This window comes from Comamonas thiooxydans, assembly GCF_002157685.2.
Lineage (GTDB): Bacteria > Pseudomonadota > Gammaproteobacteria > Burkholderiales > Burkholderiaceae_C > Comamonas > Comamonas testosteroni_H.
Genome location: NZ_AP026738.1, coordinates 4,760,174 through 4,781,221 on the forward strand (window position 1 = coordinate 4,760,174; position 21,048 = coordinate 4,781,221).

Below are 21,048 nucleotides of genomic sequence, written 5' to 3' on the forward strand. Positions count from 1 at the left end.
GAATCAACTGGACAACGCCCTCCGATTCCAAGGCGCCTTCATCAGCAAGCGCGCCAGGCCACAGAATCCGCTCACGCCCGCGAATACCAGGCCGGCACCGATGAAACCGGACAGTGCGTAAAACCACGGCGACAGCGTGGCGCCCAGTGCCGTCCCCGCGAACACCGCTGCGCCAGCGGCGATCTGCACCTGCCGCTGCAACTCCAGCGGCTGGCGAGCGTCGGTGACGATGGGCAGGTCGGCGCGCTTCCACGCATCGAGCCCGCCTTCGAGCAGGTAGGTATCGCAGGCCGCACAGCCGTCCAGCAACTGCGCATTCATCAGCGTGCGAGCACCCGAGCGGCAATGGAAAATGACGGCGCTCGCCCCCTCGAAGCGCATGGCGCCTTGCGCCAATTTCGCCAAAGGGATGTGGCGAGCCTGCGCAATGCGCACACGCGCATGTTCGTTGGCGGAGCGAATGTCCACCAGGACAGCACCCTGCGCGAGGAGCGCGCCAGCAGCGTCGGGAGAAAGCGTCTTCAAGGTCATCGTGTGGGTTCCAGAATGAAAGGAATCAAGGACAGAAGATGTCCTTCAGCGTGGCGATGAGCTTGGCCACGTTCGGGTCTTCGATGCGGTAGTACAGCGTCTGCGCCTCACGCCGGTAAGTCACCAGACCTTCCTCGCGCATCCGGGCCAGATGCTGCGAGAGCGCCGATGGACTCAGAGGCACCTGCTCGTTGAGGGCTCCCACGGTCATCTCACCGTGGACGATCAGCAGACACAACATCACCAACCGGCTGGGGTTTCCCACCGCCTGTAGCAATGCCGCTGCCTGCTCGGCGCTGTCCTGCAACAGCTCAATGTCGGATTTGCGCTGGGTCATGTCTTCAGGGGAAGTTGACGCATATAGTTTAGCATTGTCTAATTTAGCTAGCACTAAATTATATCTTTCAGGAAAGCCCCTGTCCGCGCGGCAGGACAGGGGGCGCCCATCCACTTCATCAACCCGAAACCAGGAGCTATCCCATGACCGTCCCGCACTACAAATCACTCACTCAGACCATCTCGACCAACCTGGCCCAACTGCACAAGACCCAGGCGAGCGTGATGAAAGGCTTTGGCGACATGGGCAAGGCCGCCATGGCGGGAGGTGTCATCGACCCCAAAACCAAGGAGCTGATCGCCTTGGCCGTGGGGGTGGCTGCGCGCTGCGATGGCTGCATCGGGTTTCACACCAAGGCGCTGGCGCGCCTGGGTGCCAGCACCGAGGAAGTCCACGAGGCCCTGGGCGTTGCCATCTACATGGGTGGTGGCCCAGTGGCCATGTACGCGGCCAATGCAGTGGCCGCATTCAATGAATTTTCCGCACCGGCCCAAGCTTGAGCGAAGGAGAAAACGCATGCTTCAGACAGCAGCCTTTGTTTCAACCTTGTTCCACGGCCCTGGCAACGCCGACAAGATGACCGTCGCGCTGACTATGGCGCTTAACGCGCGGCTCAAGGGCCATTCGGCTTGCCTGATCCTCATGGCCGAGGGCGTTGCACTGGGCGTTCCGGGCACGGCCGACGGCATCAATATTGGTCAGCCCTTCGAGCCCGCGGCCGACCTGCTGAGCAAATACCTGGCCGAAGGTGGCCGGGTGGCCATTTGCAAGTCGTGCATGCTGCACAATGGCCTTTCTGCCGAACAGATGGACGCGCGCTTCGAGATCATCACTGCTCCCGATGTGGTCGATATGCTGATGGGCGCCGTAGGCTCTTTGCAGGTGGCCTGAGCCGCAGGCTGACGCCTAGAGCAAGAGGCTGCTCAATGCAGCCCAAATGCGGGATCAGACAGCGATTCGCCCGGCCAGCCGCGCATCGCACGCATAGACGCTCATCCGCTTCTCGGCGTGGAAAGACAGGTCGCGCTCGATCGGCAAGCCCAGCCGCCCGCGCACCGTCGCCAGTTCGCCCAGGCTGACCCAGCCGATTTCCGGCGCCCCCAGGCCCAGGTCGCAAAGACCAAAGGCGTGGTCGTGGTCATCGGGATCAATCTCGGTCAGCAGCCAGGTCGCGCCGGCGTCCGGCGTGAACAGCTTGACCACGGGGGCCGGATCGAAGTCGGGGTTCTCCAAGGATTCGCGGCCGTTGGCCAGCAGCACGATGCGCTGCTCGTTAGTGATGAGTGCGTTGTTCACGATGAACTCCTGACAGGATGCCGGGCGGAATTGCCCGACCCTTCCGGGGCACGGCGCAGCGCAAGCAGTCAGGGGTCAACGACGGCCGCAGGCCGCAAGCGTGCAAGTACGCGCAGCCCTTGACGGCGAGAACGCCGTGGCACGATGAAGGGAACAGCAAGACCGCCTCCCTCTCACCTCCACGCAACCCGGTTTTCGGCAAGTGCGCAGCACGCGCAGGCCCGCGCGGGCCAGAGTTGCACCGCCGGGCACAGCAAAAAGGGGGCCGAAGCCCCCTCGGTCAAATCAGACCGCATTCGGCGAATGACGTAGTGCTGCTTCCCGCGACGATGACGTGATCCAGCGTGCGAACGTCCACCAGCGCCAGCGCCTCCTTGAGCCGCTGGGTCAGCGCCCTGTCGGCCGCGCTTGGCTCCGGGTTCCCGCTCGGATGGTTGTGCGACACGATGACCGCCGCCGCATTGAGCCGCAGTGCCTCCTTGACCAGCTCGCGCGGGTACACCGATGCACTGTCGATGGTGCCGCGGAACATCTCGGCGTATTCGATCAGGCGATGCTGCGAATCGAGGAACAGCACCGCAAAGACTTCGTGCTCGTAGCCGGCCAGCTTGGCGCACAGGTACTCCTTGACCGCCGCCGGCGAACTGAACGCTTCACCGCGTTGCATCTTGTGCTCGATGGCCTGGCGCGCAGCCTCCAGAATCTGGTCAGTCGTCGCCAGCAGGTAGCCGCCCTGCGCATCACGCACCATCAGCGAGGCATCGAACGAGGAAAAGGACAGTTGCGACATGATCGTGCTCCGGTTGCTCGGGCGGAATTGCCCGGAACCGTCGGGAGCACGGCGCAGCGCAAGCAGTCAGGGGTCGCAGACGGCCGCCAGGACGCAAGCGCGCACCCGCGCGCGCCGCCCTTGACGGCGAGAACGCCGTGATACGGTGAAGGGAACAGCAAGACCGCCCACACCCGCCCACTGCACACAGTTGGCTTTGGGGGCAAGCGGAGCGCGCAGGCCCGAGAGGGCCGGAGGCGTCAGGGATCAAAGCCGAATGGCCGCGATTCGGCACGAAGCGCGGGGCGCAGCCCGCGAGCCCGACGGCGGCACGCCGGGACGCCCGGTTATTGCCGGAGCTTCTTGGGCTGCTTCACCACACGCGACTCCAGCAAGCGCCGCGTGGTTTCCAGCTCTTTCTGCAACAGCTCGGCATCGGGCAACACAGTACGGTAGTTCGCCGCCATCACCTTCGTCGGCAAACCTTCCAAGGCATACCGCGCCAGCGCGTGGCCCTTGTCGGCGCAGAGGATCAACCCCACGGGCGGGTTCTCATCGGGATAGGCCCAATGCTCCTTGGCATAGTTGCAATACATGTGCATCTGGCCCACGTCCGCATGGGTCAGGCTGCCCAGCTTCAAGTCGATGATGACCAAGCAACGCAACTTGCGATGGAAAAACAGCAGATCGACCCGATACCAAGTCTGGTCAATGCGCAAGCGCCGCTGCCGGCCGACGAAGGTGAAGCCTTCGCCCAGCTCCAGCAGAAAATCCTCCAGCCGCTGGATTAACGCGGCCTCCAGATCGGATTCCGAATACTCGTCCTTGAGGTTCAGGAACTCCAGTACATACGGGTCTTTGATCGCGTCGTCGGGCGTGACGGCATCCTCGGGCCTCGCCACAGCTCCCTTGACCAGCATCGCCGCCTTATCCTTGGACAAGGCGGTGCGCTCGTAGAACTGGCTGCCAATCTGCCGGTCAAGCTGGCGCACGCTCCAGCCGCCGCGTAGTGCCTCGGTTTCGTAGAAGCGCCGGGCATGGGTATCCTTGACCACCAGCAGCCGGACATAGGCCGACCACGGCAGCGTGAACACTTGCGCCAGCTCGGCGAGGCTCAATTTCCCAGACACCGTCTGGGATTTCTCATCAGGCAGCTCGTTGTCCAATTTCCCAGACAGTGTCTGGGAAATCTCGGAGACTGGGTATGCGAGGAAGAACCGCCGCATGTTCTCCAGGTTGTTCACGCCAAAGCCCCGCCCAAACTGAGCGGTCAGGTCGGCGGACAGCCGGGCCATCAACTGTTCGCCATACCCCGCACGCCGCTTGCCCTGTTGCTCGGCCTCCACGATGCGGCGGCCGATCTCCCAGTAGCTGGCCGTCATCAGCGCATTGACGCTGCGCGCCGCCGCCTGGCGGGCAGCGTCGAGCATTTCCACGATACCGCCGTGGATGCCGGCGTAGCCGGCAGGCAAAGCGGCGGGTGCGGCTCCCGCCGCCGCAGGCGTCTTCTTGGTCATGCTGCCACCTCTGCGGGACGTTGCGCCTCGGTGATCGTCTTGCGCCGGTTCGCCACCAGTTCAGCCGCCTTGCGCACCGGATCGTCCTCGGTGTGGACGTAGCGCATGAACATCGCCACGGTCTTGTGCGCCGTCAGCGCCATGCCGACCTTGACCGGGATGCCCGAGTTAGCAATGTCGGTCGCAGAACGGTGGCGGATACCGTGCGTGCCGACGTGCGTGGCGCCCGCCGCCTTGAGGGCGCGGCTCCAGCCGTTGTAATACTCGCCCGTGGTCAGATGCTTGCCCGGATGGCTTGGAGACGGCAGCACGTAGGGAATGCCTTCCTGCCGTGGCGCCGTCGAGAGCAGCCGATAGGCTTCCTCGCTCATGGGCTTGGACATGCCACCCGTCTTGCTGTCCGGCCAGACCACGCGGCGGTTGTCCATGTCCACCCAATCCCATTGGAGCGTCACGATTTCGGAGCGGCGGCCAGCGAACTCGAATTGCAGACGGATCGCCAGCGGGATGACGTAGTTCTCCAGACCCTCGGCTTCGATGTGCTCCAGTCGCCGAAACAGCTTGCCCATGTCCTCGTCGCTGATGAGGTGGGTAGCCTTGCCGTTGGGGTACATCGGGACGTGGCGGCAGGGGTTGGTGCCATCAGGCCGGTGGCCCCACACCTCGGCCAGGTTGAACATCTTGCGCATCACGCTGAAAGCACGGTTGGCCTCGGCGGGCTTGTGGGCCATCTTCTTCATCGCCGTGGCCACGTCCGGCCGCTTCACGTCCTGAACCTTCAAACGGCCCAGCATCGGAACGATGCAGCGGTCGATGACGGCCTGATACCCGCGCTGGGTGCTGGGCTTGTTGCGCTGTTTGGAGTAGTCCTCCATGAACTTGGTGCACAGCTCCTTGACCGTGGGGGCTGAACGGGCGGCGGCCTTGGCCGCGCTGGGGTCGCCGCCTCGGCGAACCTCGGCCAGCCATTCCTGGGCCAGCGAGCGGGCCTGTTCGACCGTCAGTTCCCCATACAGGCCCAGGGCTGGCTTGCGCCGCTCGCCAGCGTTCGTGCGGTACTGGAGCATGAACACCTTGCGGCCCGCTGGTGTAACCTTGCACAGGAAGCCGGGCACCAGCGTGTCCCGGAGTTCGACGGCCTGCGCTTGGGGTTGTGCCGCATCGACTGCGGACTTGGTGAGCTTGATTTTCGCCATGATGACTCCTCGGAAAGACCCGATTCCCAGGAGCCTTGTAGGGGCCAGCAGAGGGGAAGCCAGGTCAGGTTTCGGAAAGCACCGGCATATGTTGAACTCGCCTAAGTTATTGATAAACCTGCTGTATCGGGCTTCGGCGTAGTCCAGCGAAGTTCGGTGCTGGAGTCATGGTGAAATGAAAAAGGCCTCCAGATGGAGGCCTCTCGCGCATGTCGGTTCAGATTCGGCAAAGCCGGCTCCAGAGGATCAGGAGGTCTTCCTGAGGAAACCTTGATTGGCACCGGGCCGGTTGGGCGCAAAGCCGTTGGCGGCCAGGCTTTCCTCCACGCTGTCGTAGAACACGCCGATCTTGCTGATCTCGCGCGCCTCCTTAGCGGTGGCGACAGGACGACCGAATTCGCGCGAGATGCGCACCAGCTGCTCGATCTGCGAGACGGTGCTGGCCTTCTCGGTACGCGCCTGGTTCCACAGGCAGTCTTCAGTGCCGCAGCGCACATGCACACCGGCGGCAATGCCCCACATGTTCACGGGCAGCACGTTGCGCACATTGCTTTCCACGGTCAGCACGGCGCCATCGGGCACGGCGCGCACGAAGTTGGCCAGGCTGTACAGGCTGGGCGTATCCATGCCGCCGGCAATCGCCACCCAGTTCATCACCAGCGGGCCCATGTAGAAGCCGCGGCGCATCAGGCGCTCCACCGATTCGAAGCTGTTGAGGTTGTAGCACTGGAAGGCGCTCTGGATGCCGGCCTTGGTCAGGCGGCGCACATGCTCCTCCACCCAGCCCGGCTGGGCCGGCACGGTCATTTCCTTGTAGGCATTGAACAACGTGGGATTGGCGCGCGAGGTGCCCGCAAAATCCGCGTCTTCGGCCTGGTCTGTCACATTCATCTGCGAGGTGTTCACCGTCACGGTCACCTGATCGGGTACGGGGTCCAGATCGGCCAGCATGTGGCGGGTGTCGTCGGAGAGCCATTTGGCCGCCTGGCCTTCGTCTTCGGGAGCAAAGCTGATGGAGCCGCCGACCTGGATGATCATCTCGGGCACGGCCTTGCGCACGCCGGCGATCAGTTCGTTGAACTTGGACAGGCGCTTGCTGCCCTTGCCGTCAAGCTCGCGCACATGCAGGTGCAGCACCGTGGCGCCCGCGTTATAGCAGTCCACGGCTTTCTGGATCTGCGCCTCCATGGTGACGGGAATGTCTTCGGGAAAATCCGAAGGCAGCCAGCCCGGGGCATAGGGCGCCGCCGTGATGATCAGGGGTTGCTGGTTTTCGGGGAACAGATGGCCGTCGAGAAAGTTCATGACATGTCTCCAAGTGGATGCGGGCTTCGACGCACAGCCACAGCCGCGGCTTGCCCGCTCTGTGCAATGCCGCCAGGCATTCAAAAGACATGGGCAACACCGGGCAGCAGGCACCGGATCGTCGAAATTGAAAGCCATTTCACTGTAGGAGAGCTGTCTGCAAAGCGTTTGCCCTAGGACGCTCAAAGCTTGGCAAAGTGCGCCAGAGCACGCGGGCGCCCCGATACGCCCTTGCATCGGACCGCCCGCCAGCCTGCCGCCTTGCTATCGCAGCCGCCCGCCTATCCGCGCCATGCAGCCTCGATGGTGGCGATATCGATCTTCCTCATCTCCATCATGGCTTCAAAAGCCCGTTTCGCGGCGGCGCGGTCCGGGTCGGCAATGGCCGTGGTCAGCACACGGGGCGTGATCTGCCATGACAGCCCCCAGCGGTCCTTGCACCAGCCGCACTGACTCTCCTGGCCACCGTTGCCGACGATTGCGTTCCACAGGCGATCCGTTTCCTCCTGATCGTCCGTCGCGACCTGAAACGAAAACGCCTCGTTGTGCTTGAAGACAGGGCCACCGTTCAGGCCCAGGCAGGGAATGCCCATGACCGTGAATTCGACCGTCAGAACATCGCCCTGCTTGCCGGACGGGTAGTCGCCCGGCGCATGGTGAACCGCGCCCACGGCGCTGTCGGGAAAAGTCTGGGCGTAGAACCTGGCGGCTTCCAGTGCCTCGCTTTCGTACCAGAGACAAATCGTGTTTTTGCTGACCATCTTGGCTCTCCTGAACAGGAACTGATGAATGTCTGCAAACCCGCAGACCGCGAACCCCTCTCTATCGATGCGCCGGTGCATTGGCGGCGTAGGCGTCTGTGCATTGAAGCCGCATTTCTCCAGCACTTCAATCCCCATGTCGGGCGGTGCAGGGCCATCCCCCCCGATATGGCCATGGCGCCTCTGCTCTCACGAAGACACCGGAAATGGATCGGGCTGCATCAGCCCTGCCGGTTTCAAGGCCGGCCGAGGCCGCCTCCGGAACCACGCCAGTCCTGCCCTGCTGTCGCAGATCCGGGCTCATAAGCCACTTTTCGGCATCGGCCCAGCCTTGCCTCGCCCGCGCACACCAGAGCAATCGAATCTGCTTTAGATCAAGCCAATGCATTTTATTTTTGTCTAGTCATATAATTGACTACACATATACAAGACTGACTCCTTGAACCCTACGATTTGTTGACGTCATGAAATTCACTCTGAACGGCCAGGAAGTGGACGCGCAAAGCGCCACTGCCGACACACCTCTTTTGTATGTGCTGCGCAACGACATGCAGCTCAACGGCCCCAAGTTCGGCTGCGGCCTGGGCGAATGCGGTGCCTGCGCCGTGCTGATCGACGGCAAGGTGGCGCGCTCCTGCTCCGTGCCCCTGAAGGCCGTCGACGGCAAAAAGGTCACCACGCTGGAAGGCCTGTCGCCTGACGCCAGCAAGGCCGCCAACGCGCAGGCCCTGCAGGACCGCGCCGTGCTGGATGTCAGCGCCGCCGAGACAAAGGCGCCTGCCACCGCACGCACCTACACCCTGCATGTGGTGCAGCAAGCCTTTGTCGACGCACAGGCTGCGCAGTGCGGCTATTGCACCAACGGAATGATCATGGCGCTGGTCGCCCTGTTCAATCAGCAGCCCAAGGCCAGCGACGAAGAAATCAGGCATGCCCTGTCCGGCCATCTGTGCCGCTGCGGCACCCATGTGGAAATCATGCAGGCCGCCGCCCGCGCCCGCGAGCTGATTGCCAAGGGCCACAGCCCGGCCCTTCCCGCCGCCGGCGCATCCACCACCGCAAAGGCTGCCTGATCATGAAATTCTTCACCAAAGACAATCACGCTCAACTGACCCGTCGCCAGCTGCTCAAGGCCGGCGGCATGCTAATGGTCGGCTCCGTGGCAGGCGGCCATATGCTGATGGCCCAGACCGCCCCCGAAGCGGCTGCCAAGGGCGCGTTCCCCATTCCTTCGGCCAAGCTGGTGGACAGCTTCATCGCAATCGGTGCCGACGGCTCCGTCACGGCCTACAACGGCCACGTGGACCTGGGCACGGGCGTGCGTACGGCTCTGGGCCAGTTGGTGGCCGACGAGCTGTATGTGGACTTTGCCGCCGTGACCATGGTGCTGGGCCACACTGCCCGCACCCCGGACCTGGGCCCCACCATTGCCAGCAACACCATCCAGGTGTCGTCCCTGCCCATGCGCCATGCCGCAGCGCAGGTGCGCCAGCTGCTGATCAAGCTGGCCAGCGAGAAATCCGGTGTTCCCGCTGACCGCATCACCACCCAGAAAGGCGTTGTCATCGCCGGCGGCAAGCGCTACGGCTATGGCGAACTGGTTCAGGGCCAGGATCTGCAGATCGAGGTCGACGACAAGATCGAGCTGCGCAAGTCCGGCTTCGAGTACATCGGCAAGTCCGTGCAGCGCGTGGACATCCCCAACAAGGTGCTGGGCGCGCTGACCTATATCCATGACCTGCGCGTGCCCGGCATGCTGCACGGCCGCGTGATCCGCCCTCCCTACACCGGCGCCGATGCCACGGCGCCCCTGGGCTCCAGCCTGGTGTCGGTGGACGAGAAGTCCATCGCCCATCTGCCCGGCATCGTCAAGGTCGTGGTCAAGGGCGACTTCGTGGGTGTGGTGGCCGAGCGTGAAGAGCAGGCCATTGCCGCCATGCGTCAGCTCAAGGTCACCTGGAAGGAATGGAACGGCCTGCCCGATATGTCGCTGAGCGGCCTGCACCAGACCCTGGTGGACCACGCCAAGACCGACCGCGTGCTGCAGGAAGACGAGGGCGCACTGCAGGCCATCGAGCAGGTCAAGACTGCACTGACCCGCGACTATGTCTGGCCCTATCACGCTCACGGCTCCATCGGCCCGTCCTGCGCGATTGCCGAAGTGGGCAACGGCCAGATTCAGGTCTGGACCGGCTCGCAAAACCCTCACGACGTGTGCAAGGACATTGCCAAGCTCATGGACGTGAATGCCGACAACATCAACGTCACCCGCCTCGAGGCCTCTGGCTGCTACGGCCGCAACTGCGCGGACGACGTCTGCTCGGATGCCGTGCTGATGTCTGCCGCCGTGGGCAAGCCTGTGCGCGTGCAGCTGATGCGCGAGCAGGAAGCCGGCTGGGAACCCAAGGGCACAGGCCAGCTGATCCGCGTGCGCGGCGGCCTGGACGAGCAAAACAATGTGGCCGCCTACGAGCTGCGCACCTGCTACCCCTCGAACAACGCCACGGCGCTGGCCCTGATCCTGACGGGCAAGGTCTCCGCCAAGATCGAGGCTCAGCAAATGGGCGACCGCACTGCCATTCCGCAGTACGAGTACCCCAAGATGCGCGTGATCTCCCAGGACGCCGTGCCCATCGTGCGCGCCTCCTGGATGCGCGGCGTCTCGGCCCTGCCCAATGTGTTCGCTCATGAGTCATGGATCGACGAATGCGCCTACCTGGCCAAGGCCGACCCCATCGAGTACCGCCTGCGCTACCTCAAGGACCCGCGTGCCGTGGCGCTGATTGCCGAAGCCAAGAAGCAGTGCAACTGGCAGGAAGGCCCGGCGCGCCGCAATGCGGCTGCCGACGATCAGCGCCTGGTCAAGGGTCGCGGCTTTGCCTATGCCCGCTACTTCCACAGCAAGTTCCCCGGCTATGGTGCGGCCTGGGCGACCTGGGTGGTCGATGTGACCGTGGACCGCGAAACCGGCGAAGTCAAGGTCGACAAGGTCTTTGTCGCCCAGGACACCGGCGCCATGGTCAACCCCGCTGGCGTGCGTCATCAGGTGCACGGCAACGTGGTGCAGTCCACCAGCCGCGTGCTCAAGGAATTCGTCACCTTCGACAAGAGCGGCGTCACCTCCGTGGAATGGGGCGGCTACCCCATCCTGCGCTTCGACGAGCTGCCCGAGATCGACTCGCTGCTGGTCGAGCGCCCCAACGAGGCGCCCATGGGCGCCGGCGAATCGGCCTCCGTGCCCAGCGCCGCCGCCGTGGCTAACGCCATCTTCGACGCCACCGGCGTGCGCCTGCTGGAAGTGCCGTTCACGCCCAGCCGCGTGCTGGCCGCGCTCAAGGCCGCCAAGAGCGGCGGCGCCTCGTCCAAGTGACTCCACCGATAAAGAACATAGATATGCGAACGTTCCAAAAGATTCTGACGGGTGGTGCGGCTGTAGTGGTCGTGCTGGCTGCCGCCGGCCTGGCACTCACCCATCAGGGCGAGATTGCGCCCCAGTCAGCCATTCCCGCTGCCGACTTCACGCCCCAGCAGATTGCCAAGGGCAAGCTGCTGGCCGCCATGGGCGACTGCGCCGTCTGCCACACGGCTGCCAACGGCAAGACCAACGCGGGCGGTCTGGCCATGCCCAGCCCCTTCGGCACCATCTACACCAGCAACATCACGCCCGATCTGCAGACCGGCATCGGCAGCTGGAGCTATGAAGCCTTCGAGCGCGCCATGCGCCACGGCGTGGACCGCGAAGGCCAGTACCTCTACCCCGCCTTCCCCTACACGGCCTTCAGCCGCGTGACGGATGAGGACATGAAGTCCTTGTACGCCTTTCTGATGAGCGAGCCCGCCGTGGAAAACCAGCCGCCCAAGACGGCGCTGAACTTCCCCTACAACGTGCGCCGCGGCATTGCGGCCTGGAACTGGCTCTACCTCAAGCCCGGCGTCGTCAAGGACGATGAAAAGCAGGCTCCCGAGTGGAATCGCGGTGCCTATCTGGTCGAAGGCCTGGGTCACTGCAGCGCCTGCCACACCCCGCGCAACGGCCTGGCCGCTGAAAAAACGGGTGAGTTCCACCTCACCGGCGGCAGCGCCGAAGGCTGGGATGCTCCCGCCCTGACGGACAAGACGGCCTCGCCCCTGCCCTGGACCAAGCAGGATCTGGTCGACTATATGAAGACCGGCTTCTCGGCCCGTCACAGCGTGGCAGCCGGCCCCATGGCTCCTGTGGCCCACGGCCTGTCGCAGCAAAGCGATGCCGACCTCGACGCCATTGCCACCTATCTGATGAGCTACCGCAAGGCCGACACTGCCCCTGGCGATGCCAAGGCACTCATCGAAGAGAAGACCGCCAAGCCCAAGCTGGCACTCGATGCCGAAGGCTACCGCCTGTACCAGGGCGCCTGCATGGCCTGCCACAAGGCAGACCCCTCGGGCAGCAGCTTCGGCGTGCGCCCCCAGCTGGCCCTGAGCACCAGCCTGCACTCCGCATCGCCCGACAACGCCATCATGGCCGTGCTCGAAGGCGTGCAGCATCCGGCCCATGCCGATCTGGGCACCATGCCGGCCTTCCGCCATGCGCTCAGCGATGCACAGATCGCCACGCTGCTCAACACCATGCGTGCCCAGTACGGCGTGGACGAGTGGAAGGACCTGCCTGCCAAGGTAGGCCAGCTGCGCAAGCAGACCCAGGCGCATTGACAGCAGGCGCTGCCAAAGCGCTGCACAGCTCTGCACAAGCCGGCCTTCCCTGTCCTTCAGGCCTCGGAAGGCCTTTTTGCGCGTGATCATTTACGGGTAGCGCCGCTACCCGGTTCCCGCCTGATGCTTCAAAATTGCGGCGAGCGAGAGAAACAGAGAAAGCAAGCAATGGACAATATCGACGTCTTGGTACTCAAGGCACTGCGTGACTGGCGCTCGGCCGGTCAGCACGCCTTGCTGGCCACCGTGGTGCGCACCTGGGGCTCGTCCCCGCGCCCGGTGGGCTCCATGATGGCCTTGCGCGAGGACGGACGCGCCATTGGCTCGGTATCCGGCGGCTGCATCGAGGACGACTTGATCGCTCGCCACACCAAGGCCCTGAACCAGAACCTGGGCATTCCGGACGGCCCGCCGCAGCTGGTGCGCTATGGCGTGAGCGCCGACGAAGCCCACCGCTTCGGCCTGCCCTGCGGCGGCACGCTGGAGCTGCTGCTGGAATTCAACCCCGATGCGGCCAGTCTGCAGCAGCTGGTGGCCGAGCTTGAAGCAGGATCACTGGTGAAACGCAGCGTCGACTGCAGCAGCGGCGAAGTCAGCCTGCAGACGGCCGAGTACCCCGATGTGCTGGAGTTCGACGGCCAGCAACTCGTCAACCACCTCGGCCCCGGCTACCGCATGCTGCTGATCGGCGCAGGTGCCCTGGCCGAATACCTGGCCACCATGGCCTTGTTCAACGGCTTCACGGTCACCGTCTGCGACCCGCGCGAGGAATACATGGGCAGTTGGTCCGTGGCCCAGGTCAACACCGTCACCGACATGCCAGACGATGCCGTCACGGCCTTCAGGCCCGATGCGCGCAGCTGCATCGTCGCCCTCACCCACGACCCCAAGCTCGACGACCTGGCCCTGCTCGAAGCCCTGCACAGCCCGGCCTTCTATGTGGGCGCCATTGGTTCGCGCCGCAACAACCACTCCAGGCGCGAGCGCATGATGGAGCACTTCGGCGAGACCGAAGCCTCGCTGGCCAGGCTGCGCGGCCCCATCGGCCTCTATATCGGCAGCAAGACTCCGGCAGAGATCGCCGTGAGCGTGATGGCCGAGATTCTGGCCGTGAAGAACGCCGTGCCGCTGCCCCAGGCCATGTCGGTGGAAGTGGCCAAGCACGAGCATGACATCGCCATGAACGAGGCCAGCACGCATTGCGCCATTCCGGAAATCCTCCAGCCGGGCTCGGCGCACTGATATCCGGCAGCTCAGGCCTGGAGCGCAAAGTCCACGGCCGCTGCGGCATGCAAGGCCGTGGTGTCCAGCACCGGCAGCACGCTGTCTTCGCTCTTGATGAGCAAGCCGATCTCCGTGCACCCCAGCACCACGGCCTGCGCGCCACGGGCCGCCAATGACTCGATGGCACGCTGATAGAGCTTGCGCGACACATCGCTGATCTGCCCCGCGCAAAGCTCCTCATAGATGATGCGATGCACCAGCGCGCGCTCGGCTTCGCCTGGCACCAGCACCTTCAGGCCGAACTGCTGCTCCAGTCTCTCGCGCATGAACGGCTGCTCCATGGTGAAGCGCGTGCCCAGCAGCCCCAGCGCCTGCACACCGGCTGCGCGCGCGGCCGCCCCGACCGGATCGGCTATGTGCAGAAAAGGAATCGACACGGCTGCCGCCACCTGATCCGCCACCTTGTGCATGGTGTTGGTACAAAGCAGCACGCAGTCGGCGCCCCCGGCTTGCAGGCGCCGGGCGGCATCGGCCAGCAGCGCTGCCGCATCATGCCAGCGGCCTTCATGCTGGGCCTGCTCGACAGGACCGAAGTCCACGCTGTACATCAGCAGCCTGGCCGAGCGCAGCGCCCCCAGACGGTCCCGGACACCCTGGTTGATCAGGCGGTAGTACTCGGCGCTGGACTCCCAGCTCATGCCGCCGATCAGGCCGATGACGCGCTGCGGCCCGGCGCTTGTTTGCAGGTCTTGATTCATGAGCACCAGTGTGAGGGCGTCCGGTCGCCATCGTCTATCATGAAATTTCAGCAAGCCATGAAGACCCACCTGATTCAGCCTTCGGCAACCGATATGCCGGCCGTGCAGATCCATTTGCTCGGCCGCGCCGCCTACAGCAGCCGCGACCCGGTGCGCGTGCATGCGCTGGGCATTGCGCTGCAAAGACAGCAAGGCGTGCACGCCATTGCCTCCGACAGGCGCGAGGACTTCGACACCTGGCCCGGCACGCTGAGCTATACGCCGCCAGGCGTCGAGGTCTTTTCCGAATCGGCCACCGGCGGTGAATATCTGGTGCTGCGCTATGCCGCCCATGAAGCTGACGCGCCCAGGCCGTCGCAGCGCATCTCGCGACATGGCCAGCGCGCGGCCTTGCAGATGGCGCTGCATCTGCGTCGGCTGCTGCTCAGCCCCAGGCCGGACGCCCTGGCCATCGAGCAGGCTGCGCTGCGGTTCATGGCCTGCCAGGAGAGTCGCACCAGCGAGGCCGACGCCCACCCCGGCGCCGGCTACGCGCGCGTGCTGGACCGCATTGCCGCCGAGTTCGAGCGGCCGCTGAGCATTGCCGATCTGTCCGCCATGGTGGGCACCAGCCCCTTGCGCTTTCTGCGCGAGTTCACACGGCTCACGGGCATGACGCCGCATGCCTGGATCACGGAGACCCGGCTGCAGGCGGCCCGCGCCATGATTCAGGCCTCTGATCTGCCCCTCCCGCAGATTGCACTGGACTGCGGCTTCAACCACCAGTCGCATATGGGCCATGTGTTTCGCAAACACCTGGGCCTGACGCCAGGCCAGTACCGGCAGCAGCAGGGCCCGACCCCTTGAATCGCCTGCCTGCGGGCAGGCAGTTCACATACGGTTTCATTGCCGGACACACAAAGTGCGGCCGGCGGCCCGCAGCACGCTTCGAGCAGCATTCAGGCGGCGTACCATTGCCGCCTGAATGACGACCGCCAAGAAAAAGAAAACGCCTGCGCGCAAGCGCGGCACCGCCTCCAAGACTGCCGGCTACCGCTTCTCCCGCATCAGGCGCTTTGCCCTGTCTGCGGGCGCTGCGGCACTGGCCAGCTTCCAGATTGCCAGCTGCAGCTTCAATCCCAGTGTCTCCGCCGAGAGACTGCTGGGCCAGGCGCTGGCAGCCCTGCATATTCCCGCACTGGATGCGCTCGGCCAGACCCTGCAGGCCTTTCGCAAGAACGGCTGGCCGGATCTGGATGACCTGCGTTCCGGCTCCGGCGCCCACACGCCCAGCGTGGGCGGCAAGGTGGACAAGGCCGATGTCACGGCCACAGCCCAGCCCACGCACTTTGCCCGCTGCCCGCAGTTCTTTCCCGGCGGCAAGGCTCCGGCACTGCAGCTTCAACCCCGTGAGCGCGAGCTGTGCTTTTCGGGTTTTGCCGTGCTGCACAACGGCAGCACCAAGACCCCGGTGTTTGTGGCCGAGCGCCTGAATCGCCAGATGCTGCAGCAGGCCCAGGGCTTGCAGCGCAGCGACAAGTTCTATGCCGATGCCCGCCTGCCGCGCGCCGAGCGCTCCGAGCTTGACGACTACAAGCGCTCCGGCTTCTCGCGCGGCCACATGGCCCCGGCGGCCGATATGAGCACGCCCGAGGCCATGGCCCAGAGCTTCAGCCTCGCGAACATGGTGCCGCAGAATCAGGTGCACAACGCGGGTGCCTGGAGCCAGGTGGAACAGGCCACGCGCAAATATGCGCTGCGCGCCCGGGGCGATGTCTTTGTCTTCACCGGCCCCGTCTTCAGCAAAAACGCCTCCACCATCGGAGAGAGCAAGGTGGCGGTGCCCGAGCACCTCTTCAAGCTGGTCTATGACGCCAGCACCGGCAAGAGCTGGGTGTACTGGCAGGCCAATAGCCCCGACACCCGCATGGGCCCGCCCATCAGCTACGAGGAGTTCACGCGCCGCACCGGCATGCCGCTGCTGTCGGCAGTGCATCTGCCCCAGGCATAAAAAATGAGCTGACTGCGCAAGTCATTCAATGGTTTCAATAGCATTTGATATTGAAATCCATGAATGACGAGCGCAACAAGCTCATTTTTCAATAGCTACACAGCTCCGTAGCGACTACGGGAATTCAGGCCGGCTCGCCCGCCAGCCGTCGCACCACCTCGGACAGCACCTGGGCCTTCTGGCGGGTGCGCTCATTGGCCGTGCCCGTGAAGCCACGCTTGGTGGCCGTGTGGTGCAGCGTATGGCCGACCTGTCGGCGGTACAGCGCACGCGCCCGGTCGCGCATGGCGCGGGCGCGCTGCAGCTGCAGGCGACGCTGGGCCGGGCTCAGCCTGACCAGGGCCGCATCGGACCGGGAAAGATCATAGAGCTCACGCTCATTGGTGGCGAGAAGTTCATGTGCGGAATGGATGGCACGTCCCATGGCTTGCTCCTGTCATCAAATGCAATGAAAAAGCACCTTGAATGCATGCACATCCAAGATGCTTCGGTGAGTACAGAACAGCACTCTAGGATAGATTCCGGCCCCTGCCCCCAATACCGCACCCATGCAAGCGGTATTGGGCCCCACAGCGAAGCGATGGGCCGGCCGCCGGCATCTGCAGACGGCAGGCACCCCCGGCTTACCTGGCTGCGGATTCTGCTGCGGCCGCTGCCGGCGCGCCGACCGCTGGCGCGCTGGCCGCCGCCGGGACATGCTGCCAGCTGGCGGGCAGCACGGCGTCCAGCCAGTGCATGCGCCAGGCCAGCAGCACGGCAGCTGCCATCAGTGCCAGCACACACAGGCTGTTGCGCAGGCCGTGACTGTCCGCATAAGGGTCGGCATAGTTGCGCTTGGCGTTGACCGGCACCTTGGCCGTCTGCGACAGGCTGCGCCCCAGGCCCAGATTGATGTTCATGCGGCCGTTGATGGCCCAGCCGCTGGCATCCAGAATCGGTCCCAGGCTGCGCTGGCGCAGCTTGAGCCAGGCAATCAGCATGCTGGGGCCGGAGATGGCCAGGATCAGGCCCAGTATGGCCACCGGAATCCAGGGCCCCAGCTCGATGAACTTGCCGAAGATGCCCACGATCACGGCGCTCAGCGAGCCCAGCGCCACGCCGATGGCGGCCACCGTGCCGACATCGGTCTTGCGGGTGGCTGCGGCAGCCGGTGGCGCGGCCAATTCCTTGGGCGCCGTCACCAGCTTGGTCGCGTTGTCGCCGAGGCTGGTGTTCACCACATCGTTCTTGGCCGCGGCATGCTTGGCGACCTGCTCCTCGATCATGCGCAGGAACTTCTTGTAGGGCGAGAAGAAGGCCTGGCCGATGCTGGTCGGGTTGTCGATGAGCTTGACGATGGTCGCATCCCAGTCCTGGCCCGCACGGTCGTAGAACACGCCGTTGCGCCCCACGAACAGAAAATCCACATCGCCTGCCGTGAAGGCCGCCACGATGATCTTCTTCTGCCCCTCGCGCTTGCACTCGCAATAGGCCAGATAGGTTTTCGCCATGGCGGCCAGCACCGAGTGGGCGGCGGCATCGGCCACCTCCACGGTCAGATCGCAGCTGCGGCCGTCCAGGAACAGGGTTCCGGCCTGGAAGGCCGCGCCTTCGCGGCGATAGAAGCTGGAGAAGGAGACAAAGTTGTTGAGCAGAGGCAGCAGATCGCGCTGCAGCCGGATCAGCTTTTCCAGGGCCATGGCCTGCACGGCGTGCTCCTTCTCAGCATCGTCCTGGTCGAGCAGCTGCATCAGCGCGTCCTTGAGGCCGCTGGCCAGCAGCTGCTGCACCTCGGCCTCGCCGACCTGCCCCAGCGGCGTGGCCGGGCACTCCGCCAGCCATTGCTGGCAGTTGGCCAGCATGGTCTTGAGCTGCTCCCACTGCGCTTCGGTCAACGCGCTCAGGGCCTCGCCGAATACGGGCTGCACGGCCTGCTCGCGCAGGGTCTGCAAGGCAGCCGCCCAGGCCGGGTTGACGCCATGCGCCAGTGGCAGGCTGCGCTCGCCGGTCACTGCAGCCAGTGGCAGCGCGGCCAGAGACTCCGAGGCATTGCTGAGCACCTGCGCCCCCAGAGCGGCATAGCCTTCTTCCGTGGGGTTGAGCGGTGCCCGCGCATTGGCATCGAACTCCACCAGTCGCGTGCGGGCAAAAAAGTCATCGACCTTGGCCTGCACGGCGTTCACAGCCTCGGCCGCCGCCAGTGCCAGTGCACGCGGCTGCAGATGGCAACCCAGCTCTGCCGCCTGGGCAAACCAGGTCTGCAGGGCTTGCACGTCCTCCCAGAAGGCCTCGGCCTTGCTGCGATCGATGCCTGGAACGCCATCGCTGCCGTCCACCGCGCCGTAAAGCTCCTGAATGCGCGCAATCAGAGCGGCCAGAGCCTCATCGCCTTCCGCCGTGGCCGCACTGACGACGCCGTCGCCATTGAAACGCAGGGCCTGCAGCGAAGCCATGCGCTCCTGCACCTGGGCCAGCGTGATGGCCTGGGCATCGGGCAGGCCCGCAAGCTCCAGCACGCGTCTGGCCTCTGCCAGCAGCAGTGCGCCTTCCTCCGTCGCATCGTTGATGCTGTTCAGTTGCAACACATCGCCGCCATCGGCCAGAACCTGCGGATCACGCACTCTTGCCACGGCCCATTCACAGGCTGCGACCAGCTCCGGGGGGCGAATACGGCCGTCCTTGCTTTCGTCAATCAAATCCAGTGTTGCGCTGTCGAACTCGATACCTCGCGTGGGACAGGCCAGAGCCACCCACAGCTTCTGATCCAGCTCACCAATATGGGCAATGTCCTGGCCCGTGCGAATCACCACCTGGTCCACCTCGCCGGCGCGGAAAAACTGCCACTCGTACTGCTTCTGCATGAAACTACCAACTCCCAGGCAAGGATTGCCCTTGTCAAAGCACATTGCAACCAATGGCTGCCTGCACTATCCGCTATCAAAAGCGAGGAGTTTAAAAGTCATTTACCCCTTATGAATGGTGACATTTGTGAACTCTTGCGCTTCCTTGGGCTGGTTTGCACTCCTGCCCGCTGCCTTATTGCGCCATCTTGAGTGCCTGCTGGTCTTTTTCGATAAAGTACTTTTTTAGATACTTTATTTGCTACACTGCACCGCAAAACCGTGCCTATGACTGCGACGTCCACCGCCCCCCAAACCCGCGACAAGTTGCACCTGCAACTGGCCCGGCTGTTTCGCAACAAGATAGCGACGGGCGAGTGGCCGATCGGACAAAGCATTCCCACGGTCGAGGAGCTCGAGGCCCTGCACAGCGTCTCGCGCACCACGGTGCGCATGGCCGTACATGCGCTGGTCGATGAAGGCCTGCTGGAGACCCGCAAGCGCGGCGGCACCAAGGTCGTTGGCCAGCCCTACAAGCCCCCGTCCTTTTTGCTGCCAACGACCTGGCAGGAGCTGGTGGCCTTTGGTGAGCAGATTCAACAAACCACGCTGCAGCAAGCGAATGACTGCGTGCCGCCCATTCCGGCCGGCTTCCCTTCCCCTGGCGAACTGGCCTCTGCCTATACCTATTTTTTGCGCGTACACAAGCACGGCGATGCACGCTTTTGCCTGTCCGAGCTGTACCTGGAACAAAACCTCTACCCCAGGCTGCAGGAGCAGCTGGAGCGCACCACGCTTGCTCAGGCGCTGGGAAATGATCCAGCGCAGATCGCCACGGCCCGCCAGTACCTGAGCGTAGCCCCGGCCGACGAACTGATTGCCGAGCATCTGGGCGTGCCGCTGGGCACGCCGTTGATGCAGGCGCTGCGCTGGGCCTGCAATCCACAGGGCTTGATCGTCTACTGGGCCAAGGTACGCTTCATCAGCGAATACGTGCATATCGAAATGGACCTGCTCAAATGACCACCGTCCTGCCCCAAGTCCAGCAGCTCTCCAGGCCCCATAGCGGCCGTGTGGCCTGGATCACCGGCTCCACCAGCGGCATAGGCTGGGCCGTTGCCAGACAGTTGGCCAGCGAAGGCGCCGCCATTGCCCTGCATGGCAGCGCACAAGCGTCTGCCAGCACCGATGCACAGCTGGCCGAGCTGCACGCACTGGGTGTGGCCGCCCGCTATTACCCACTGGATCTGAGCGACGGCCTGGCCATTGCCCCGCTGGCCCGGCGCATCGCCGCCGAGCTAGGCGCGGTGGACATTCTGGTCAACAACGCGGGCATGCAGCATGTGGAATCCGTGCTCAGCTTTCCGCCAGACCTATGGAACACCATGCTGGCCGTCAACCTGAGCGCACCGTTTCACACCATACAGGCCTGCACATCGGCCATGCTGGAGCACGGCTGGGGGCGCATCATCAATATGGCATCCGTCAGCGGCCTAGTCGGCGTGCCCCACAAGCCCGCCTATGTGGCCAGCAAGCACGGCCTGCTGGGCCTGACCAAATCCGTGGCACTGGAGCTGGCCACCACACCCGTGACCTGCAACGCCATCTGCCCCGGCTGGGTGCTTACGCCGCTGGTTCAGGCCCAGATAGATGCCCTAGCTCAGCGCGAGCAGCTGGACGAGGCGCCAGCCCGCGCCAGGCTGCTGGGCGCCAAGCAACCCTCGCAGGCTTTTGTGACGGTGGAACAGGTCGCTGCACTGGTCGGCTTTCTGGCCAGCGACAACGCCGCCCAGGTGCGTGGTGCACAGTGGAATATGGATGGAGGCTTTACCGCTGCATGAAGGATCCAAAAGCCA

At 64.3% G+C, this 21,048-nt stretch carries 21 protein-coding genes; 10 read left to right on the forward strand and 11 right to left on the reverse strand.

Annotated features, from left to right (window positions below; genetic code table 11):
* Window positions 1-3 precede the first annotated feature (3 nt).
* On the reverse strand, window positions 4-531 hold the full coding sequence (locus CTR2_RS22170; RefSeq protein ID WP_087080908.1) for a rhodanese family protein: 528 nt from the start codon (window positions 529-531) through the stop codon (window positions 4-6).
* 25 nt (window positions 532-556) lie between these two features.
* Window positions 557-868, reverse strand: coding sequence for an ArsR/SmtB family transcription factor (locus CTR2_RS22175; RefSeq protein WP_087080906.1), 312 nt, complete (start codon window positions 866-868; stop codon window positions 557-559).
* Between the two features lie 143 nt (window positions 869-1,011).
* Here CTR2_RS22175 and CTR2_RS22180 point away from each other — a divergent pair, with 143 nt between their 5' ends.
* Both CTR2_RS22180 and CTR2_RS22185 read left to right on the forward strand, forming a co-directional pair.
* Window positions 1,012-1,368: a carboxymuconolactone decarboxylase family protein gene (locus tag CTR2_RS22180; RefSeq protein ID WP_087080903.1), complete on the forward strand. Its 357-nt coding sequence runs from the start codon at window positions 1,012-1,014 to the stop codon at window positions 1,366-1,368.
* A gap of 16 nt (window positions 1,369-1,384) precedes the next feature.
* Window positions 1,385-1,759, forward strand: a complete 375-nt coding sequence (locus tag CTR2_RS22185) for a DsrE family protein (protein ID WP_087080901.1) — start codon at window positions 1,385-1,387, stop codon at window positions 1,757-1,759.
* A gap of 54 nt (window positions 1,760-1,813) precedes the next feature.
* On the opposite strand, the gene CTR2_RS22190 is transcribed toward CTR2_RS22185, so the two are convergent.
* From CTR2_RS22190 to CTR2_RS22215, 6 genes are all read right to left on the reverse strand, one after another.
* On the reverse strand, window positions 1,814-2,164 hold the full coding sequence (locus CTR2_RS22190) for a DUF2958 domain-containing protein (protein ID WP_087080899.1): 351 nt from the start codon (window positions 2,162-2,164) through the stop codon (window positions 1,814-1,816).
* Between the two features lie 280 nt (window positions 2,165-2,444).
* A complete protein-coding gene (gene radC, locus CTR2_RS22195; RefSeq protein WP_087080897.1) occupies window positions 2,445-2,954 on the reverse strand; it encodes a RadC family protein in 510 nt (169 codons plus the stop codon).
* 326 nt (window positions 2,955-3,280) lie between these two features.
* Entirely contained in the window at window positions 3,281-4,450 is a 1,170-nt protein-coding gene (locus tag CTR2_RS22200; RefSeq protein ID WP_087080895.1) for a PDDEXK nuclease domain-containing protein, read from the reverse strand.
* Window positions 4,447-5,646, reverse strand: a complete 1,200-nt coding sequence (locus CTR2_RS22205) for a tyrosine-type recombinase/integrase (protein ID WP_087080893.1) — start codon at window positions 5,644-5,646, stop codon at window positions 4,447-4,449. Before CTR2_RS22205 ends, CTR2_RS22200 begins: the two co-directional genes overlap by 4 nt.
* Before the next feature lie 246 nt (window positions 5,647-5,892).
* A complete protein-coding gene (locus CTR2_RS22210) occupies window positions 5,893-6,951 on the reverse strand; it encodes a beta-keto acid cleavage family enzyme (RefSeq protein ID WP_087080891.1) in 1,059 nt (352 codons plus the stop codon).
* 281 nt (window positions 6,952-7,232) lie between these two features.
* Complete coding sequence (locus tag CTR2_RS22215) at window positions 7,233-7,712, reverse strand: VOC family protein (protein WP_087080889.1); 480 nt, start codon at window positions 7,710-7,712, stop codon at window positions 7,233-7,235.
* A gap of 464 nt (window positions 7,713-8,176) precedes the next feature.
* Here CTR2_RS22215 and CTR2_RS22220 point away from each other — a divergent pair, with 464 nt between their 5' ends.
* The 4 genes from CTR2_RS22220 (at window position 8,177) to CTR2_RS22235 (ending at window position 13,643) form a co-directional block, all read left to right on the forward strand.
* The gene (locus CTR2_RS22220; RefSeq protein ID WP_003072903.1) at window positions 8,177-8,785 is read left to right on the forward strand and encodes a (2Fe-2S)-binding protein; all 609 of its coding nucleotides are present in this window, start codon (window positions 8,177-8,179) and stop codon (window positions 8,783-8,785) included.
* Between the two features lie 2 nt (window positions 8,786-8,787).
* Window positions 8,788-11,082 (forward strand): xanthine dehydrogenase family protein molybdopterin-binding subunit, encoded by a 2,295-nt coding sequence (locus tag CTR2_RS22225; protein ID WP_087080888.1) that lies wholly within the window; start codon window positions 8,788-8,790, stop codon window positions 11,080-11,082.
* Window positions 11,083-11,105: 23 nt separating this feature from the next.
* The gene (locus CTR2_RS22230; protein ID WP_087080886.1) at window positions 11,106-12,401 is read left to right on the forward strand and encodes a c-type cytochrome; all 1,296 of its coding nucleotides are present in this window, start codon (window positions 11,106-11,108) and stop codon (window positions 12,399-12,401) included.
* A 168-nt stretch (window positions 12,402-12,569) separates the two neighbouring features.
* Window positions 12,570-13,643: an XdhC family protein gene (locus CTR2_RS22235; RefSeq protein ID WP_087080884.1), complete on the forward strand. Its 1,074-nt coding sequence runs from the start codon at window positions 12,570-12,572 to the stop codon at window positions 13,641-13,643.
* 11 nt (window positions 13,644-13,654) lie between these two features.
* Here CTR2_RS22235 and CTR2_RS22240 read toward each other — a convergent pair whose 3' ends face one another.
* Entirely contained in the window at window positions 13,655-14,383 is a 729-nt protein-coding gene (locus CTR2_RS22240; protein WP_087080882.1) for an aspartate/glutamate racemase family protein, read from the reverse strand.
* Window positions 14,384-14,440: 57 nt separating this feature from the next.
* On the opposite strand from CTR2_RS22240, the gene CTR2_RS22245 reads away from it, so the two are divergent.
* Both CTR2_RS22245 and CTR2_RS22250 read left to right on the forward strand, forming a co-directional pair.
* Complete coding sequence (locus tag CTR2_RS22245) at window positions 14,441-15,229, forward strand: helix-turn-helix domain-containing protein (protein ID WP_087080880.1); 789 nt, start codon at window positions 14,441-14,443, stop codon at window positions 15,227-15,229.
* A gap of 118 nt (window positions 15,230-15,347) precedes the next feature.
* Complete coding sequence (locus tag CTR2_RS22250) at window positions 15,348-16,373, forward strand: DNA/RNA non-specific endonuclease (protein WP_087080878.1); 1,026 nt, start codon at window positions 15,348-15,350, stop codon at window positions 16,371-16,373.
* A 124-nt stretch (window positions 16,374-16,497) separates the two neighbouring features.
* Here CTR2_RS22250 and CTR2_RS22255 read toward each other — a convergent pair whose 3' ends face one another.
* Together CTR2_RS22255 and CTR2_RS22260 are read right to left on the reverse strand one after the other, a co-directional pair.
* Window positions 16,498-16,797, reverse strand: coding sequence for a hypothetical protein (locus CTR2_RS22255; RefSeq protein ID WP_087080876.1), 300 nt, complete (start codon window positions 16,795-16,797; stop codon window positions 16,498-16,500).
* Between the two features lie 199 nt (window positions 16,798-16,996).
* Entirely contained in the window at window positions 16,997-19,213 is a 2,217-nt protein-coding gene (locus CTR2_RS22260; RefSeq protein ID WP_087084468.1) for a hypothetical protein, read from the reverse strand.
* A 267-nt stretch (window positions 19,214-19,480) separates the two neighbouring features.
* Here CTR2_RS22260 and CTR2_RS22265 point away from each other — a divergent pair, with 267 nt between their 5' ends.
* Window positions 19,481-20,215, forward strand: coding sequence for a GntR family transcriptional regulator (locus CTR2_RS22265; RefSeq protein WP_087080875.1), 735 nt, complete (start codon window positions 19,481-19,483; stop codon window positions 20,213-20,215).
* Window positions 20,212-21,033, forward strand: a complete 822-nt coding sequence (locus tag CTR2_RS22270; RefSeq protein WP_087080872.1) for a 3-hydroxybutyrate dehydrogenase — start codon at window positions 20,212-20,214, stop codon at window positions 21,031-21,033. The genes CTR2_RS22265 and CTR2_RS22270 overlap by 4 nt, the downstream gene beginning before the upstream one ends.
* Window positions 21,034-21,048: the final 15 nt, after the last annotated feature.

What these genes read in the sequence shown, in the direction of transcription:
- CTR2_RS22220 (WP_003072903.1), top strand. Translation starts at nt 8,177, where the DNA reads ATGAAATTCACTCTGAACGGCCAGGAAGTGGACGCGCAAAGCGCCACT.
- CTR2_RS22175 (WP_087080906.1), bottom strand. Translation starts at nt 868, where the DNA reads ATGACCCAGCGCAAATCCGACATTGAGCTGTTGCAGGACAGCGCCGAG.
- CTR2_RS22270 (WP_087080872.1), top strand. Translation starts at nt 20,212, where the DNA reads ATGACCACCGTCCTGCCCCAAGTCCAGCAGCTCTCCAGGCCCCATAGC.
- radC (WP_087080897.1), bottom strand. Translation starts at nt 2,954, where the DNA reads ATGTCGCAACTGTCCTTTTCCTCGTTCGATGCCTCGCTGATGGTGCGT.
- CTR2_RS22205 (WP_087080893.1), bottom strand. Translation starts at nt 5,646, where the DNA reads ATGGCGAAAATCAAGCTCACCAAGTCCGCAGTCGATGCGGCACAACCC.
- CTR2_RS22215 (WP_087080889.1), bottom strand. Translation starts at nt 7,712, where the DNA reads ATGGTCAGCAAAAACACGATTTGTCTCTGGTACGAAAGCGAGGCACTG.
- CTR2_RS22185 (WP_087080901.1), top strand. Translation starts at nt 1,385, where the DNA reads ATGCTTCAGACAGCAGCCTTTGTTTCAACCTTGTTCCACGGCCCTGGC.
- CTR2_RS22245 (WP_087080880.1), top strand. Translation starts at nt 14,441, where the DNA reads ATGAAGACCCACCTGATTCAGCCTTCGGCAACCGATATGCCGGCCGTG.
- CTR2_RS22255 (WP_087080876.1), bottom strand. Translation starts at nt 16,797, where the DNA reads ATGGGACGTGCCATCCATTCCGCACATGAACTTCTCGCCACCAATGAG.
- CTR2_RS22250 (WP_087080878.1), top strand. Translation starts at nt 15,348, where the DNA reads ATGACGACCGCCAAGAAAAAGAAAACGCCTGCGCGCAAGCGCGGCACC.
- CTR2_RS22170 (WP_087080908.1), bottom strand. Translation starts at nt 531, where the DNA reads ATGACCTTGAAGACGCTTTCTCCCGACGCTGCTGGCGCGCTCCTCGCG.
- CTR2_RS22200 (WP_087080895.1), bottom strand. Translation starts at nt 4,450, where the DNA reads ATGACCAAGAAGACGCCTGCGGCGGCGGGAGCCGCACCCGCCGCTTTG.
- CTR2_RS22225 (WP_087080888.1), top strand. Translation starts at nt 8,788, where the DNA reads ATGAAATTCTTCACCAAAGACAATCACGCTCAACTGACCCGTCGCCAG.
- CTR2_RS22230 (WP_087080886.1), top strand. Translation starts at nt 11,106, where the DNA reads ATGCGAACGTTCCAAAAGATTCTGACGGGTGGTGCGGCTGTAGTGGTC.
- CTR2_RS22265 (WP_087080875.1), top strand. Translation starts at nt 19,481, where the DNA reads ATGACTGCGACGTCCACCGCCCCCCAAACCCGCGACAAGTTGCACCTG.
- CTR2_RS22210 (WP_087080891.1), bottom strand. Translation starts at nt 6,951, where the DNA reads ATGAACTTTCTCGACGGCCATCTGTTCCCCGAAAACCAGCAACCCCTG.
- CTR2_RS22260 (WP_087084468.1), bottom strand. Translation starts at nt 19,213, where the DNA reads ATGCAGAAGCAGTACGAGTGGCAGTTTTTCCGCGCCGGCGAGGTGGAC.
- CTR2_RS22180 (WP_087080903.1), top strand. Translation starts at nt 1,012, where the DNA reads ATGACCGTCCCGCACTACAAATCACTCACTCAGACCATCTCGACCAAC.
- CTR2_RS22240 (WP_087080882.1), bottom strand. Translation starts at nt 14,383, where the DNA reads ATGAATCAAGACCTGCAAACAAGCGCCGGGCCGCAGCGCGTCATCGGC.
- CTR2_RS22235 (WP_087080884.1), top strand. Translation starts at nt 12,570, where the DNA reads ATGGACAATATCGACGTCTTGGTACTCAAGGCACTGCGTGACTGGCGC.